Raw genomic sequence first — 15,829 nt, 5'->3', positions numbered from 1 at the left:
ACATATGGGTGCGCTCGGGAGGAGATGAACATTTAGCTCATGCTAACCACTTAATCGTTACATCAGCCGCATAGTCATCTCTTTTTACGCTTTCTCTCAGGAAATTCACATGGAACGGGCAGGTCATGCGACCTGCCCGTTCCCTGCGTGTCAGGGCGGTCTTCTACTGGAAGATCGCCACTGGGTCAGGACAGGCGCGTGCCGGCGGAGAGCAGGTGCTCGCACGCCTCCCTCACGCGCGCCGCCATGCCGCCCTCGGCCGACTTGCCCCAGGAACGGGGGTCGTACTCCTTCTTGCTGCCCACGTCGCCGTCGACCTTCAGCACGCCGTCGTACTTCCGGAACATGTGGTCGGCGACCGGGCGGGTGAAGGCGTACTGGGTGTCGGTGTCGATGTTCATCTTCACCACGCCGTAGGAGATCGCCTCGCGGATCTCCTCCAGCGAGGAGCCGGAGCCGCCGTGGAAGACCAGGTGGAACGGCTTCTCGACGCCGTACTTGGCGCCGACGGCGTCCTGGATGTCCTTCAGCACGCTCGGGCGCAGCTTGACGTGGCCCGGCTTGTAGACGCCGTGCACGTTGCCGAACGTGGCGGCCAGCATGTAGCGGCCGCGGTCGCCCAGGCCGAGCGCCTCGGCGGTGGCCAGGGCGTCCTCGGGCGTGCTGTAGAGCTTCTCGTTCATCTCGCCGACGACGCCGTCCTCCTCGCCGCCGACGACACCGATCTCGGCCTCCAGGACGATGTTCGCCGCGCTGGCCTTCTCGAGCAGTTCACGGGCGATCTGGAGGTTCTCGTCCAGCGGGCAGGCCGAGCCGTCCCACATGTGCGACTGGAACAGCGGGTCCTTGCCCTGGGCGATGCGCTCGAGCGAGATCTCGATGAGCGGCCGGACGAAGTTGTCGAGCTTCTCCTTCTGGCAGTGGTCGGTGTGCAGGGCCACGGTCACCGGGTACTTCTCGGCCACCACGCGGGCGTACTCGGCCAGCGCGACCGACCCGGTCACCATGTCCTTCACCGTCGAGCCCGAAAGGTACTCGGCGCCGCCGGTCGACACCTGGATGATGCCGTCGCTCTCGGCCTCGGCGAAACCGCGCAGCGCGGCGTTCAACGTCTGCGAGGAGGTCACGTTGATCGCCGGATATGCGAAACCATTGGCCTTGGCCCGGTCGAGCATCTCGGCGTAGACCTCTGGGGTCGCGATAGGCATCGGAAGTCATCTCCCTAGGAGGAACGAACAGGCTGGTGGAGGGCTCAACGCACCCTTGGGCAAGTATTCCGAAGCGGCGGCGTTCCAGGAAGGAGGAGCCCGGCTCCTGTTTGGGCCCGGCGTTCCCTTCCGTTCACCTGCCGGTCGGGTGTACCGGCCCGGTGCGGGCCGCCCCGACATCGTGGTCTTCGCCCTCAGGTACTACCCTCTCGCACCCCGGAGCCGCCTGCCAGCGGTACCCTCGTCGGTGATGGACCTCACAAATCTTCTCGACGCCCAGTGGTGGATCGTCACCTTCGGGCTCATCGGCATCCTGGCGATCATCTTCGCCGAGACGGGCCTGCTCATCGGGTTCTTCCTGCCCGGTGACTCGCTGCTCGTGGTCGCCGGCATGGGGGCGTCCGCGGCGGTCGCCTCCTCGGTCGGCCTTGCCGCGCCGTTCCCGCTGCCGGTCCTGCTGGTCTGCGCGCCGCTGTGCGCGGTCGCGGGGGCGCAGCTCGGCCACTACATCGGCGGCAAGACCGGCCCGCGGCTGTTCTCCCGGCCCGACTCACGCCTGTTCAAACGCGAGTACGTCGAGAAGGCCGAGCACTACTTCCAGAAGTTCGGCCCGTCGAAGGCCGTGGTGCTGGCCAGGTTCATCCCGATCGTCCGCACGTTCCTCAACCCGGTGGCCGGCATGCTCGGCATGCCCGCTCCCCGGTTCTTCCTGTGGAACGTCGTGGGCGGCGTCCTGTGGACCGAGTCGATGCTGCTCATCGGCTACTTCGCGGGCAATGCCATCCCGAACGTCGATCACTACATCCTGCCCGGCGCCGCGGTGATCATCCTCCTGTCGGTGATCCCGATCATTCGCGAGATCATCAAGAGCCGCAGAGAGCCAAAGACGGTGACCGACCCGATCGCCGGCCCGGTCACCGAGCCCCGCGGACGCCACCACCGCGACGCTGCTCCGCCGTTCTAGACGCACTTGGTCACCGGGCCGGTGACCAAGGACGTCCGGCCGCGGCGCCGCCGCGCGCGGTCACCGGCGGCCATGCCGGTGCGCGAAGAACTCCTGGTTAGCGGCCATCGGGGGCCGCACAAGCGCTAACCTGCGATATGTGGGACGCCACAGGTCCGACCCTTTGGGCTTCGCCCGCCTGCTGCTCGTGGGCCTGGCGATCCTGGTGCTGCTCGGGCTCATCGTGCTGGGCGTCCTGTCCCTCGTCGGCTCGCTGAGCTCCGACGCCGAACCGGCGCCGACGGGCGCCGCCGCCACGACCGCGGCCCCCGCCGCCGACCTGCTTCCGTCCACGGCGACGTCCCCGTCCGCGTCCACATCCGCGTCCACTTCCGGGTCCACTTCCGTGTCCCCCGTCGCGACCGCCGCGCGGACCGCCTCGGGCGCCGAGGTGCCCACCGTGTTCGTCGAGTGCCACGCCGACAGCTGCCCGCTGTTCGTCCGGGTCACCGGGGGCGACGTGGTCGAAGACCGCGACCTGTCCAGCGGCCAGCGGGCGGCGTACTTCCAGCCCGCCCTGGACGTGGTGCTCGGCGACGCCTCCACCGTGTACGTCGAGGTCAACGGCGAGCCGCGCTCCCCAGGCAAGCCCGGGGAGCGCCAGACCCTCACCGTCAAGCGCCGCCCGGCGCCCTGACCTGTTAGTCCAGACCGAGATCGGTCAGCGTGTAGGCCGTGCGGTAGGCCAGCCCGGCCGCCTCGATCGCCGCCGCCGCGCCGCGGTCGACGATGGTCGCCACCCCGGCGATCTCGGCCCCGGCCTCGCGCAGCGCCTCCACCGCGGTGAGCACCGAGGAGCCGGTGGTCGAGGTGTCCTCCACGGCCAGGACGCGCCGGCCCGCCACGTCGGGGCCTTCGACGCGGCGCTGCAAGCCGTGCGCCTTGCCCGCCTTGCGGACGACGAAGGCGTCCAGAGCGCGCCCGCGCGCGGCCGCCGCGTGCAGCATGGCCACCGCCACCGGGTCGGCGCCGAGCGTCAGCCCGCCGACGGCGTCGTACTCCAGATCGTCGGTGAGGTCGAGCATCACCCGGCCAGCGAGCGGGGCGGCGACCCCGTCCAGCGTGATACGCCGAAGATCCACATACCAGTCGGCCTCGCGCCCGGAGGAGAGCACGACCCGGCCGTGCACCACGCCCTTTTTCTTGATCTCGTCCAGCAGATTCTCACGGTCGCTCATGGGGCAAGCCTAGAGAGTCCCGAATGGACTCGACCGGCGGGCCACTCGTTTATCACCCCAGGTCGGTAATAGGAGGCAAACTGATACGGTCTGGCGTGAACGTTCCTCGATATGGTCAGGCGCGGGCCGAATCGCCGGGATTCACCCTCGCACGATCAGTGGCTTCATTACCCTGAGATAGGGCCGGGCTTCGGCTGCCACCGGACCTGGGCCATGTAGAAAGGGCGGTGTCGCGTGGATCGCTGCGCGCTGTTCGTGGACGCTGGCTATCTGCTGGCGGACGGCGCGATGGCCGTGCATGGGACCCGCCATCGCGAAGCCGTCGCCTGGGACTATCCCGGCCTGCTGGATCTGCTGTCAACGCTCGCGCGCGAGCGCACCGACCTGCCGCTGCTGCGCTGTTACTGGTACGAGGCGACGGTCGAGGGCCGGCGCACCCCTGAGCACGACGCGCTCGCCGACCTCCCCGGGCTCAAGCTGCGCCTCGCCCGCATCAGGCCCGGCCGCAGGGAGGGCGTGGACGCCCAGGTCCACCGCGACCTGATGACCCTCGCCCGCAACAACGCCATCTGCGACGCCGTCGTGGTCAGCGGCGACGAGGACCTGGCCCAGGTGGTCAGCGACGCCCAGGACCTCGGCATCCGCGTCACGGTGATCCACATCGCGGCCGAGGGCGGCTGGGCGGTGTCGCGCACGCTCCAGCAAGAGTGCGACGACCTCATCGAGATCGGCGGCGGCCACCTGCGGCCCTACGTCAACCTGGTCACCGGCAACGTCGCCGGGCCCGCCGACGGCGGCGCCACCTCCGGCAACGGCCACCGCCTGCCGCAGCCGGTGAGCAACGGCCGCTCGCGCGCCCACCACCAGAGCCGGCCGCCGTCCGAGGCCCGGGCGCCCCACGCGCTCGGCGCGGGCTCGCACGCCCCTCCCGCCGGTTCGCACGCCCCTCCGGCGGCCGATCCGTCCCCGGCCCCGCCCCCTCCCTACGATCAGTCCCCCTCGGGCCGCGCCTCGCTGGCCTCGCTGGTGGGGCCGGACACGCGCGGCTCCGGCAGCGGGCATGGCTCCCGCGACTACCCTCCCCCGCCCGGGCAGGCCGCCCGCGAGGCCGACTACCCGCCCTCGTCGTCCGTGCCGGGTTCCGGCGCCGAGGTGCCTGCGTCCCGTGGCGACTACCAGGCCTCCTCGCCGGTGCCGGGGGCCCGCGAAGACTACCGCCTGGCTTCGGACGGGCAGGGTTCCGGCGACGACTACCACGGCTCGCCGGCCGGGCAGGGTTCCGGCGGCGACTACCGGGCCCTGTCGCCCGGGCAGGGGTCCGGCGGTGACTACCAGGGTCTGTCGTCCGGGCAGGGGTCCGGCGGTGACTACCAGGGTCTGTCGTCCGGGCAGGGTTCCGGTGGCGACCATCCGCGCTCGTCGGTGGGGCCGGCGTCCCGTGGCGGCGACTACCAGGGCTCCTCGCCGGTGTCCGGAGCGCGCGGTGACTACCACCTGGCTTCGGGCGGGCACGGTTCCGGCGACGACTACCCGAGCGCCGCCGGCGGGCAGGGCCCGTCCGGCCATCATCGCGGCTCCGCCGGGCACGGCTCCCTCGCTCCGGACTACCAGAGCACGCAGGGGTCCGGCGGCGACTATTCGTCCTCACCGGCCGGGCAGGGGCGGCTCGGCTCCGACCACCACGCCTCCACCACCGAGCAGGGCCCGCGCGCCGCCGAACCCCAGGGGCCGCCCGCCGGTGCGGGCACGCTCGGCCCGAGCTCCGCGAGCTCCGCCGGGTCCGGCTCGCTCGGCCGGGAGGGCGCCACGGCGGGCCAGGCGGGTGACTCCCACGGCCAGGGCTCGCGCCTGTCCGGTGGCCTGTCGTCCGGCGGCCTGACCTCGAGCGGTCCGGCGTCCGGCACGATGCCCTCCAGTCCCGCGTCCGGCGACCTGTCGGCGGGCGGCGGGCTCACCATGGGCTTTCCGGCGATCACCGACCTGACACCCGCCCCCTCCGCCGGTTCCGGCGGCCCGGCCTCCGGTGGTGCGTCGCAGGGGCGGGCCGGCGTCGACTCCGGCCCGTCGTCCGGCTCAGGGCGTCCCGGGGAGCTCTCGTCCGGCGGGGGCGGCCTCGCCTCCGGCGGCTCCCGGTCCGGCGGTGCGGTCCAGGGGGGCCCGTCCGGCGCCGGCCTGGGCGGGACCACCTCCAGCGGTCTCCCGGTGCGCTCACCGGGCGCCGGTCCCCGCGCCGGCGGCGCTCACTCGACCGGTGCGCACGGCGGCGGCTCCCACGCCTCGGGCTCGCAGGGGCCGGCCTCGGCGCAGGCCGGCGCACAGCGCTCCTCCCAGCCCGCGCTCCCCGCCGCCTACTCCGGGTACGCCTCCGAGTCGCGCCCGTCATCCCACTCCGCGCCGTCCTCGGGCCCGCCGACCGGGCCGATGGCCGCGCCCGTCCCGCCGCAGCCCCCGGCCGTGCCGGGCCAGTACAGCATCGGCGGCTCCGGCGGCCCGGCCTACCCGGGGCCCCAGCTCGGCCCCTACACCGGCCCCCAGCCCGCTCCGGTGCCCGTCCAGAGCACGCCCGGCACCACCACGCTGGCCGACGCGGTGAAGGCCGCGCACAAGGAGGGCCACGACTTCGGCGAGTCCGTCGCCCGCGACGCCCCCGCCCTGTGGCTGGAGGCCGTGCTGGCCCGCAAGCCGCGCATGCCTTCCGACCTTGAGGCGCGGCTGCTCCAGGGCTCCTCGCTGCCCATCGACTTCCTGCTCCACGACGAGGTGCGCCACGCCCTGCGCCGGGGGTTCTGGGACGCGCTCGAACGCGCCCGCCGCTGACCCGGGCACGCTCCCAGCGAACAGAAGGGCCGCGCGGGCTCCTGGCCGGCGCGGCGGGCCGTGCCGGGGTCCCGATGCGGCGCCGTGGCTCCGCGGCCATGGCTCCGCGGCCTGCGACCGGCTCCGCGGCCGCGGCTCCGCGGCCTATGACAGGGCGTCGAAGCCCGCCCGCAGGTGCAGGATGCGCTCAGAGAGGTCCTTGACCGGGCCGGCCAGCGAGGTACTGCCGTTGGCCTGCGACACCTGCTCCTCGACCCGCGCCAGCTCGTCCTCCACGGCCGACAGCCGCCGCGACAGCTCGGGCAGCACCTCGGCGCCCACCCCGTCGGGCAGCTCGACGGTCAGCCGCTCGCGCAGCAGGGCCGCCTGCTCGGTGAGCCGGCGGTTCATGTTGTACAGCTCGACGAACACCGACACCTTGGCCCGCAGCACCCACGGGTCGAAGGGCTTGGTGAGGTAGTCGACGGCGCCCGCGGCGTACCCGCGGAAGGCGTAGTCGGGGGCGCTGTCGACCACGGTCAGGAAGATGATCGGGATGTTGCGGGTGCGCTCGCGCCGTTTGATGTGCGCGGCCGTCTCGAAGCCGTCCATGCCGGGCATGCGCACGTCGAGCAGGATGAGCGCGAACTCGATGCTGAGCAGGGCCTTCAGCGCCTCCTCACCCGAGCGTGCGCGCACGGCGACCACGTCCAGGGAGCTGAGGATGGCCTCGAGCGCGATGAGGTTCTCCTCGCGGTCGTCGACCAGCAGGATCTTGGCTCTGTCCGGCATCAACCGCGACCTTCCCTGTTGTCACCCGAGGGCACCCGGCCGCCGCGCGTCAGCCAGCCCCGCAGGCGCTCGAGCAGCCGGTCGACGTCCACCGGCTTGGGCACGTAGTCGGACGCGCCCGAGGAGATGCTCTTCTCCCGGTCACCCTGCATCACCTTGGCGGTGAGCGCGATGATCGGCAGGTCGGAGAACTGCGGCATGCGGCGGATGGCGGAGGTGGTCGCCCAGCCGTCCATCTCGGGCATCATGATGTCCATCAGCACCAGGGCGACGTCCTCGTTGCGTTCGAGCTGCTCGATGCCCTCGCGGCCGTTCTCGGCGTACACGACGGTGGAGCCGTGCCGTTCGAGCACGCTCGTCAGTGCGAAGACGTTCCTGATGTCGTCGTCCACGATGAGGATCTTGGCGCCGTTCAGCGGGTCGTCGCCCTGCCAGACGCGGGCCTCGACGCTCTCGTTGAGCTGCGGGAGCCGCGTGTCCTCCTCGATCTCGGGCATGCGCGGCAGCTCCGAGGCCATGTCGATGCCGGAGCGGTCCTGCTGCTGGTGCTGGGACGGCGAGATCGCCGCGCCTCCGTTGCTGCCGTCGAGCGGACCGGCGTACCGGATGGGAAGGTGCAGCGTGAAGGTGCTGCCGTGCCCCGCCTCGCTCCTGGCGTGGATCTCGCCGCCGAGCAGGCGGGCGATCTCGCGGCAGATGGACAGGCCGAGGCCGGTGCCGCCGTACTTGCGGCTGGTGGTGCCGTCGGCCTGGCGGAACGCCTCGAAGATCATTTCGAGCTTCTCCGGCGCGATGCCGATGCCGGTGTCCACCACCGAGAACGACAGGATCTCGTCGTTGTCGCGCAGAGTGCGGTCGATGTACGGCACGCCGTCGTCCGCGCGGCTGATGTTCAGCCGCACCTCGCCCTTCGGGGTGAACTTGACGGCGTTGGACAGCAGGTTGCGCAGCACCTGCTGCAGGCGCTGCTCGTCGGTGTGCAGGTTCTCGGGCACCGCGGGGTCGACCTCGACGGTGAACGACAGGCCCTTGTCCTGCGCGAGCGGCGCGAACGTCGCCTCGACGTACTCCACCAGCTTGGGCAGCGAGAGCTGCTGCGGGTGGATGTCCATGCGGCCCGCCTCGACCTTGGACAGGTCCAGGATGTCGTTGATGAGCTGGAGCAGCGCCGAACCGGCGCCGTGGATGGTGCGGGCGAACTCCACCTGCTTGGCGGTGAGGTTGCCCTCGGCGTTCTCCGACAGCAGCTTGGCCAGCACCAGCAGGCTGTTCAGCGGGGTGCGCAGCTCGTGGGACATGTTCGCGAGGAACTCGGTCTTGTAGCGGGAGGACACCGCGAGCTGCTCGGCGCGCTCCTCCAGGGTGCGGCGGGCCTGCTCGATCTGGAAGTTCTGGATCTCGATGGCGCGGTTCTGCTTGGCCAGCAGCGCCGCCTTGTCCTCCAGCTCGGCGTTGGACCGGCGCAGCTCCTCCTGCTGGCGCTGCAGCTCGTCGGAGCGCTCGCGCAGCTCGGTGGTGAGCCGCTGGGACTCGGTGAGCAGGCCCTCGGTGCGGGAGTTGGCGATGATGGTGTTCATCGTCACGCCGATGGTCTCGACGAGCTGGTTGAGGAAGGCCAGGTGGGCCTCCCCGAACTGGCTGAAGGAGGCCAGCTCGAGCACGCCGAGCACCTGCTTCTCGAACAGGACCGGCAGCACGACGATCTGCGCGGGCGTCGACCGGCTCAGCCCGGACTCGATGGTGAGGTAGGCGGCGGGCACGTCGTCCAGCACGATCGGCCGGCCCTCGGAGGCCGCCTGGCCCACGATGCCCTGCCCGAACTTGAAGCTCTGCCGGGCGCTGCGCCCCGGTCGCACGCCGTACCCGGCGATCAGCGTGAGCTCGTCGTCGGCCGGGCTCTCGACCATGTAGAAGGCGCCGTAGCGGGCCGAGACCAGCGGGGTGAGCTCGGTCATGATGAGCTTGGCGACCTCCATGAGATCGCGGTGACCCTGCATCAGGCGCGAGACGCGGGCCAGGTTGCTCTTGAGCCAGTCTTGCTCCTGGTTGGCCTTGGTGGTGGCGACCAGGTTGGACACCATCGTGTTGATGTTGTCCTTCAGGTCGGCCAGCTCGCCCTGCGCCTCGACGGTGATCGAGCGGGTCAGGTCGCCGCGGGCGACCGCGCTGGTGACCTCGGCGATGGCCCGCACCTGCGTGCTGAGGCTGCTGGCCAGCTCGTTCACGCTCTCGGTGAGCTGCTTCCAGGTGCCCTGGACGCCCTCGACGCGGGCCTGGCCGCCGAGCTGGCCCTCCGAGGCCACCTCGCGGGCCACGCGGGTGACCTCGGAGGCGAACGACGAGAGCTGGTCGACCATGCGGTTGATGGTCGTCTTCAGGACGAGGATCTCGCCCTGGGCGTCCACGTCGATCTTCCTGGACAGGTCGCCCCTGGCGACCGCCGTGGTGACCTCGCCGATGTTGCGCACCTGGTAGGTCAGGTTGGTGGCCATGGAGTTGACGTTGTCGGTGAGGTCCTTCCAGACGCCCGACACCCCGCGCACGCGGGCCTGGCCGCCGAGCTGGCCCATGGTGCCGACCTCGCGGGCCACCCGGGTCACCTCGTCGGCGAACAGCGAAAGCTGGTCCACCATCGTGTTGACGGTGTCCTTGAGCTGCAGGATCTCGCCCTGCGCGTCCACGGTGATCTTCTTGGACAGGTTGCCCTGGACCACGGCGGTGGAGACGGCGGCGATCTGCCGCACCTGGGAGGTCAGGTTGTTGGCCATGAAGTTGACGTTGTCGGTGAGGTCCTTCCAGACCCCGGACACGCCGTGCACCTGCGCCTGGCCGCCGAGCTGGCCCTCCGAGCCCACCTCGCGGGCCACGCGGCTCACCTCGGAGGCGACCGAGGAGAGCTGGTCGACCATGGTGTTGATCGTGGACTTGAGCTCCAGGATCTCGCCCTGGGCGTCCACGTCGATCTTCTTGGACAGGTCGCCGCCGGCCACGGCCTTGGTGACCTGGGCGATGTTGCGCACCTGGTAGGTGAGGTTGTTGGCCATGGAGTTGACGTTGTCGGTGAGGTCCTTCCAGACCCCCGAGACGCCCTTGACCTCGGCGCGCCCGCCGAGCTGGCCCTCGGTGCCGACCGCACGGGCAACCCGGGTGACTTCATCGGCGAACAGCGAAAGCTGGTCGACCATCGTGTTCAGGGTCGTCTTCAGCTCGAGGATCTCGCCGCGCGCGTCGGCGGTGATCTTCTTGGACAGGTCGCCCTGGGCGACCGCCGTGGCCACGGTGGCGATGCCGCGCACCTGGCTGGTCAGGTTGCTCGCCATGACGTTGACGTTGTCGGTGAGGTCCTTCCAGACGCCCGACACGCCGCGCACGCGCGCCTGGCCGCCCAGCTCGCCTTCGGTGCCGACCTCGCGGGCGACCCGGGTGACCTCCTCGGCGAAGGCCGAGAGCTGGTCGACCATGGTGTTGACGGTGTTCTTGAGCTCCAGCATCTCGCCGACGGCGTCGACGGTGACCTTGCGGCTCAGGTCGCCCCGGGCGACGGCGGTGGTCACCACGGCGATGTCGCGCACCTGGGCGGAGACCCTGCTGGACATGGTGTTGACGGCCTCGGTGAGGTCGCGCCAGCTTCCGGACATGCCGCGGAGGTTCGCCCGGCCGCCGAGCTGGCCTTCCGAGCCGACCTCGCGCGCGACGCGGGTCACCTCGGAGCTGAACAGGGAGAGCTGGTCGACCATGCCGTTGATCGCCTTGCCGAGGCGCCGCACCTCGCCCTTGGCCGTGCGCCCGATCTCCAGGCGCTGGGACAGGTCACCCTGGGCGACGGCGTCCAGCACGTCGGCGGCGCTGCTCACCGGGCCCACGAGCGCGTCGATCAGGTCGTTGACCGAATGGACGCTCTCGGCCCACAGTCCGACGCCGGGGCCGGGGACCAGGCGGACGGTGGAACGCCCTTCCTTGACGACCTCGCGGCTCACGCGGATCAGCTCGTTGGCCAGATGCTCGCGGCGATCGGCCACCTCGTTCAGCAACAGCCTGGTCTCGCTGAGGATGCCGGGGGCTGCGAAGGGGACCCGTTTCCTGAAGTCGCCGTCGCGCCAGGACATCAGCGTTTCCAGGAACGGCCGGAGATCGGACTCGGTGTACGACCGCTCCGAACCGGCTCCCACGGTCGGGGTACCCTTCATGAAGCCTCCTTCACGCTGTTCGGGCGGGATGCGGAGTAGTGCCAGTCTGGCATGAAGGACGCTGTGCGGTCGCCCTGTCGATCGACCGCGTGTGACAGCCGACTGTGGTAAGCACGGTGTAATGACAAGTTCTTCCCGGGGTGTGCTGGCCGCGTCTTTCGCGCCCGGCAGGACGGCCCTACCCTCAGCCGCGCGGTTCACCCGCGAGGTCATGACCGCCTGGGCGGCCGCGCCCATCAGCATGGAGGCCGAGCGGCTGACCGGAGAGCTCGTCTCCGAAATCGGCGATGTCCCTTTTGAGATTGTATGGGTCCATCAGGGAGATTCACTCCAGATAGAGGTGCGAGAGAAGGAGGCCGGAGAGGTTCCGGTGGTCCCTCCGTCCAGCTCCGTCGCGGTCTGGGGGGTCAGCTTCTCCGGCGCGCACCGCACCCGCTGGGCCCGCATAGCCCTGCCCGGCGCCGGCGACGCCTCCCGCCCGGTGGCCGACTGGACCGGCAAGCGCACCTCGCAGGGGCCCGGCTGGCTGGGGTTCCTCGCCGACGCCAGCGACCTGCTCGCCGGGACGCTCGACCCCGACATGGTCCCCGCCCTGATCGCCCAGATCGTGGTGCCGCGGCTGGCCACCTGGTGCGCCGTCTACACCACCGGCACCGACGGGGGGCCGCTCGACCTGGCCTACCTGTGGCACGCCGACGAGGCCCGCATCGACGGCCTGCGCGAGGAGCTCGACGAGGTCACCGTCCCCTCGGTGGACAACCTCACCCCGGTGCCGATCCAGCTCGGTGACTGGCAGTCACTGGCCTTCCCGCTGGTCGCGCGCGGGCGCAGCCTCGGCATGATGTGCCTGGGCCGCGCGGGCCGCTTCCCCGACGACGTCGCCCAGCTCGCCGAGGACCTCGGCCGGCGCGCCGCGCTCGCGATGGACAACGCGCGCCTTTACGCCCAGCAGGCCGACGCCAACCGGGCCCTCCAGCGCAGCCTCCTGCCGCCCGGCACCCCCGCCGAGACCCCCGGCCTGGACTACTCGGTGGTGTACGAGCCGGCGGGCGAGAACAACGAGGTCGGCGGCGACTTCTACGACCTGTACGCCGTCGGCGAGGGCACCTGGCGGTTCGCCATCGGCGACGTCTGCGGCACCGGCCCGCAGGCCGCGGCCGTCACCGGGTTGGCCCGGCACACGCTGCGCCTGCTGGCCCGCGAGGGGTACGACGTGGCCTCGGTGGTCTCGCGGCTCAACCGGGCCATCCTGGAGGAGGGCGAGCGGGCCAGGTTCCTGACCCTGCTGCACGGCGAGATCCGCCGCACCCCCGACGGCCTGGACCTCTCGCTCATCTCCGCCGGGCACCCCGAGGCGCTGCGGCTGCGGCCGAGCGGCGTCGTGGAGAGCGTGGTCACCTCCCAGTCGCTGCTCGGCGTCTTCCCCGAGGCCGAGTTCGTCGCCGACCAGGTGCACCTCGGGCCCGGCGACGTCCTGCTCGGCGTCACCGACGGCGTCACCGAACGCCGCTCGGGCGGCCGGCTGCTGGACGACGACGGCGGGCTGTCCAAGCTGCTGGCCGAATGCGCCGAGCTGTCCGCCCGCGCCGTCGCCGAGCGCATCCGCCGCGCCGTCCAGGATTTCGCCATCGAACCCAGCGCCGACGACCTCGCCATCCTGGTTCTCAGAGCCGTGTGATCCGGCCTCGCCGCGCCCGGCGGGCTCGGGGAGCCTTCGAGGCGGCGCCCTTCGTCGTCGTCCGGGCGGTCAGGAGGAGGCGGCGGGGTCGGGCTGGGGGATGCCGAGGTGTTTGCAGGCGAAGTCGATCTGGGCGGCCATCTGGCGGATGCGCTCCTCGATGACCAGGCTGGCGTGGCCGGCCGGGTAGCGGTAGACCTCGTGCTCGTGGCCCCGCTCATCCAGCTTGTCCAGGTACTTCTCGATCTGCCCGATCGGTGAGCGCGGGTCGTTCTCGCCCGCCAGCACCAGCAGCGGCGCCTGGAGCGCGTCCAGGTAGGTGATCGGGGACGACGCCGCGTACAGCTCGGGCACCTCCTGCGGTGAGCCGCCGAACAGCGCCCGGTGGTAGGCGCGCAGGCCCTCGGTCTCGTCGCTGTAGGCCGCCGCGTGGTCGGTGATCGGCACGGCGGCGATGCCGGCCGCCCACCACTTGGGCTGGGTGGCCAGGCCGAGCAGCGTGAGGTAGCCGCCCCAGGAGGCGCCGGCGAGCACCATGCGGTCCGGGTCGGCCACGCCGTGGCTCACGGCCCACTCGCGGACGGCCGCCACGTCGGCCAGTTCGATGTGTCCCACGTCGCCGCGCAGCGCGTCCCGCCACGCCGAGCCGTAGCCGGTGGAGCCGCGGTAGTTGACCCGCACGACGGCGAAGCCGACGTCGACCCAGGCGGCGACGTTCGGCATGAAGGAGTCGTCGTCCTGCGCCGCCGGGCCGCCGTGCAGCAGGAACACCGTGGGGTAGGGCGGGTTGCCGATGGTCGGGCGCGAGACCAGGGCGTGGATGCGCCCGCCCGGCCCGTCCACGTGGACGTCCTCCAGCGGCACGGACGGCGGGGCCGAGGGCCCCGACTGGTTCATGACGACGTGGCCGTCGCTGGCCCTGATGATCGGGGGCCGCGCCGCGCTCGACCAGGAGTACTCGACCGTGCCGTCGGGCCGGGGCATCGCGTCGTGGATCACGCCGTGCGGCGTCTTGATCTCCGTCAGGTGGCCGCCGCCGAGGTCGTAGCGGTACAGCTCGGTGCGGGCGCGGTCGTTGTGGCCGATCAGCACCGCCCGCCCGTCGTGGTACCAGTCGGCGGTGATCTCGCCGGGCACGCGCAGCCAGATCTCGCGCTGCTCGCCGGTCACCGGGTCCCACACCAGCGGCTCGCGGCGTCCGCGCCGCTCGTGCAGGGCGAGGATGCGCCGGTCGGCCATGGTGGGGGCGAACCGCACGCCGGAGAAGCCCTTGCCCGGCCCGTCGTGCAGGTCGCCGGCGAGGTGCCCGTTCGGCCGCAGCACGCGCAGGGCGGGGTGGCGGGAGTCACCGTGCTCGCTGTGGCTCACGGCGATGAGCGAGCCGTCGAGCGAGATCCCGGCGACCTGCGCGAACTCGCGGGACTCGTAGATCATCCTCGGCTTCTCGTCGCTGCCGACCCGGACGTGGAACACCTGGAAGCCGTGGCGGCTGCTGCGGCCGACGGCGGCGGTGCCGACGGCCGACAGGGCGAGGCCGGTCGGGTGCCCCGGGGCGAGGTCGGGGTGCGCGGGCAGCTCGGGGCCGCCGGTGAACGGCTGGCGCATCCAGATGCCGAACTCGTCGCCGTAGGTGTCGGAGAACCACCAGATCCACTGGCCGGTCGGGTCGATGGCGGCGTGCGAGGTGCCGCGCGGGCGGCTGGTGACCTGGCGTGTGGCCCCGTTCGAGCGGTCCCAGGCGTGGATCTCCCACACGCCGGAGATGTTGCAGCGGTACACGGCGCGGGCCGGGGCCAGCCGTGCCCAGGTGGGCAGGGTCATACGTGCCGCGCGGAACCTGGCCTGCCAGCGTTCCTCGGCCTTCATGGGCGTGCCCCTCCCTCACGCTCTCCCGGACCGGGATCGGCGGGTTGCCGTTAAGTATGTCGCTTCTGTACGGAAGATGGCCTACAAAGTTAGGGAAATTCGTAATTCGAATGTGCCTAGGCGATCTTACGGAACAGAGAGATCCGGCACGACATCTGCACGGTCACCGGGTCCGGCAGGCGAAGGATTTCCCGTCGGAGCGCCTGCGCGTCGGTGTGCCAGGCGCTCGGGCCCATGCCGGCCACGGTCTCGACGGCCTGGTGGTCCAGCCGCATCGCGGCCTCCTCGACGAACGTCCCCGCCTCGGCGAAGCGGCCCGCGAGCGCCTCCCCGACGCGCCGCTCCTTGTCGTCGTCCACCGACAGCAGGCCGAGTTCCTCCACCAGCGGCGCCAGGTGCCGCGAGGTCGGGGTGACCACGGCCAGCGTGCCGCCGGGGCGCAGCACGCGGGCGAACTCCGGGCCGTTGCGCGGCGCGAACACGTTCAGCAGCACGTCCGCGCAGGCGTCCCTGACCGGCAGGGGGCGCCACACGTCCGCCACCACCGCGCCGATGCGGGGGTGGGCCCGGGCGGCGCGCTTCAGCGCGTGCTTGGAGACGTCCAGCGCGATGCCCGTGTCCGCGGGGCTCATCACCTCGGCCAGGTAGTGGCCGGTGCCCGCCCCGGCGTCCAGGATCACCGCGGGCCCGCCGCCCGGGACGGGGCGCACGAGCTCGCGCAGGCGGCGGGCCAGCGGGGCGAAGTGACCCGCGCCGAGGAACGCCGCCCGCGCCGCGACCATGGGCGGCGTGTCGGCCGTACCCGGCGCCGCCGAGCCGGTGAGCAGGCTCACATACCCCTGCTTGGCGACGTCGTAGGCGTGCCCCTGCCCGCACCGCACCACACCGCCGGCCAGGGCGAGATCGCCCCGGCAGACCGGGCACAGCAGGTACGGGATGACGTCGGCGAGCATTCCCCCATCATCCCCGAATGCCGGAACCGCCCCGTTCGCTCATTCCCGAATGCCCGAACCGGCCCGTCCGCTCATCCCGAGTGCCCGAACCGGCCCGTCCGCCCGGCTCGTCCTTCACCGATGGCCCGAGAACGCGGCCCGCCTCCCACCGGCCGCCGGTGAGGCCCG

General features: G+C 71.7%; 10 protein-coding genes. 4 read left to right on the top strand and 6 right to left on the bottom strand.

The features are described 5' to 3' along the window. Nucleotides 1-185 precede the first annotated feature (185 nt). Entirely contained in the window at nt 186-1,208 is a 1,023-nt protein-coding gene (gene fbaA, locus ACFQSB_RS07555) for a class II fructose-bisphosphate aldolase (protein ID WP_380825167.1), read from the bottom strand. 250 nt (nt 1,209-1,458) lie between these two features. Here fbaA and ACFQSB_RS07550 point away from each other — a divergent pair, with 250 nt between their 5' ends. Together ACFQSB_RS07550 and ACFQSB_RS07545 are read left to right on the top strand one after the other, a co-directional pair. Further along, entirely contained in the window at nt 1,459-2,172 is a 714-nt protein-coding gene (locus ACFQSB_RS07550) for a DedA family protein (RefSeq protein ID WP_380825166.1), read from the top strand. A 139-nt stretch (nt 2,173-2,311) separates the two neighbouring features. Then, entirely contained in the window at nt 2,312-2,848 is a 537-nt protein-coding gene (locus tag ACFQSB_RS07545; RefSeq protein WP_380825164.1) for a hypothetical protein, read from the top strand. Nucleotides 2,849-2,852: 4 nt separating this feature from the next. On the opposite strand, the gene pyrE is transcribed toward ACFQSB_RS07545, so the two are convergent. Beyond that, nucleotides 2,853-3,389 carry an orotate phosphoribosyltransferase gene (pyrE, locus tag ACFQSB_RS07540; RefSeq protein WP_380825161.1) on the bottom strand — a complete coding sequence of 179 codons (537 nt, stop codon included), beginning with the start codon at nt 3,387-3,389 and terminating at the stop codon, nt 2,853-2,855. Between the two features lie 234 nt (nt 3,390-3,623). Between pyrE and ACFQSB_RS07535 the strand changes: the two genes are divergently transcribed. Continuing rightward, on the top strand, nt 3,624-6,206 hold the full coding sequence (locus tag ACFQSB_RS07535) for an NYN domain-containing protein (RefSeq protein ID WP_380825159.1): 2,583 nt from the start codon (nt 3,624-3,626) through the stop codon (nt 6,204-6,206). Between the two features lie 144 nt (nt 6,207-6,350). Here ACFQSB_RS07535 and ACFQSB_RS07530 read toward each other — a convergent pair whose 3' ends face one another. Together ACFQSB_RS07530 and ACFQSB_RS07525 are read right to left on the bottom strand one after the other, a co-directional pair. After that, complete coding sequence (locus ACFQSB_RS07530) at nt 6,351-6,977, bottom strand: response regulator (RefSeq protein ID WP_354842478.1); 627 nt, start codon at nt 6,975-6,977, stop codon at nt 6,351-6,353. After that, the gene (locus ACFQSB_RS07525) at nt 6,977-11,164 is read right to left on the bottom strand and encodes a HAMP domain-containing protein (protein WP_380825156.1); all 4,188 of its coding nucleotides are present in this window, start codon (nt 11,162-11,164) and stop codon (nt 6,977-6,979) included. Before ACFQSB_RS07525 ends, ACFQSB_RS07530 begins: the two co-directional genes overlap by 1 nt. 370 nt (nt 11,165-11,534) lie before the next feature. Between ACFQSB_RS07525 and ACFQSB_RS07520 the strand changes: the two genes are divergently transcribed. Continuing rightward, nucleotides 11,535-12,842: a PP2C family protein-serine/threonine phosphatase gene (locus ACFQSB_RS07520; protein WP_380825155.1), complete on the top strand. Its 1,308-nt coding sequence runs from the start codon at nt 11,535-11,537 to the stop codon at nt 12,840-12,842. Between the two features lie 69 nt (nt 12,843-12,911). Here the strand turns inward: ACFQSB_RS07520 and ACFQSB_RS07515 are convergent, their stop codons facing one another. Both ACFQSB_RS07515 and ACFQSB_RS07510 read right to left on the bottom strand, forming a co-directional pair. Beyond that, nucleotides 12,912-14,708 (bottom strand): S9 family peptidase, encoded by a 1,797-nt coding sequence (locus tag ACFQSB_RS07515; protein WP_380825154.1) that lies wholly within the window; start codon nt 14,706-14,708, stop codon nt 12,912-12,914. A 116-nt stretch (nt 14,709-14,824) separates the two neighbouring features. Then, on the bottom strand, nt 14,825-15,661 hold the full coding sequence (locus ACFQSB_RS07510; protein WP_380825152.1) for a putative RNA methyltransferase: 837 nt from the start codon (nt 15,659-15,661) through the stop codon (nt 14,825-14,827). Nucleotides 15,662-15,829 lie beyond the last annotated feature (168 nt).

Source organism: Sphaerisporangium rhizosphaerae (assembly GCF_042665155.1).
GTDB classification, from domain to species: domain Bacteria; phylum Actinomycetota; class Actinomycetes; order Streptosporangiales; family Streptosporangiaceae; genus Sphaerisporangium; species Sphaerisporangium rhizosphaerae.
This window is presented reverse-complemented; position numbering and strand designations above follow the sequence as displayed.

Bases quoted from the DNA above. Each gene is read 5' to 3' on its own strand.
- pyrE (WP_380825161.1), bottom strand. From the start codon at position 3,389: ATGAGCGACCGTGAGAATCTGCTGGACGAGATCAAGAAAAAGGGCGTG.
- ACFQSB_RS07550 (WP_380825166.1), top strand. From the start codon at position 1,459: ATGGACCTCACAAATCTTCTCGACGCCCAGTGGTGGATCGTCACCTTC.
- ACFQSB_RS07525 (WP_380825156.1), bottom strand. From the start codon at position 11,164: ATGAAGGGTACCCCGACCGTGGGAGCCGGTTCGGAGCGGTCGTACACC.
- ACFQSB_RS07515 (WP_380825154.1), bottom strand. From the start codon at position 14,708: ATGAAGGCCGAGGAACGCTGGCAGGCCAGGTTCCGCGCGGCACGTATG.
- ACFQSB_RS07510 (WP_380825152.1), bottom strand. From the start codon at position 15,661: ATGCTCGCCGACGTCATCCCGTACCTGCTGTGCCCGGTCTGCCGGGGC.
- ACFQSB_RS07530 (WP_354842478.1), bottom strand. From the start codon at position 6,977: ATGCCGGACAGAGCCAAGATCCTGCTGGTCGACGACCGCGAGGAGAAC.
- fbaA (WP_380825167.1), bottom strand. From the start codon at position 1,208: ATGCCTATCGCGACCCCAGAGGTCTACGCCGAGATGCTCGACCGGGCC.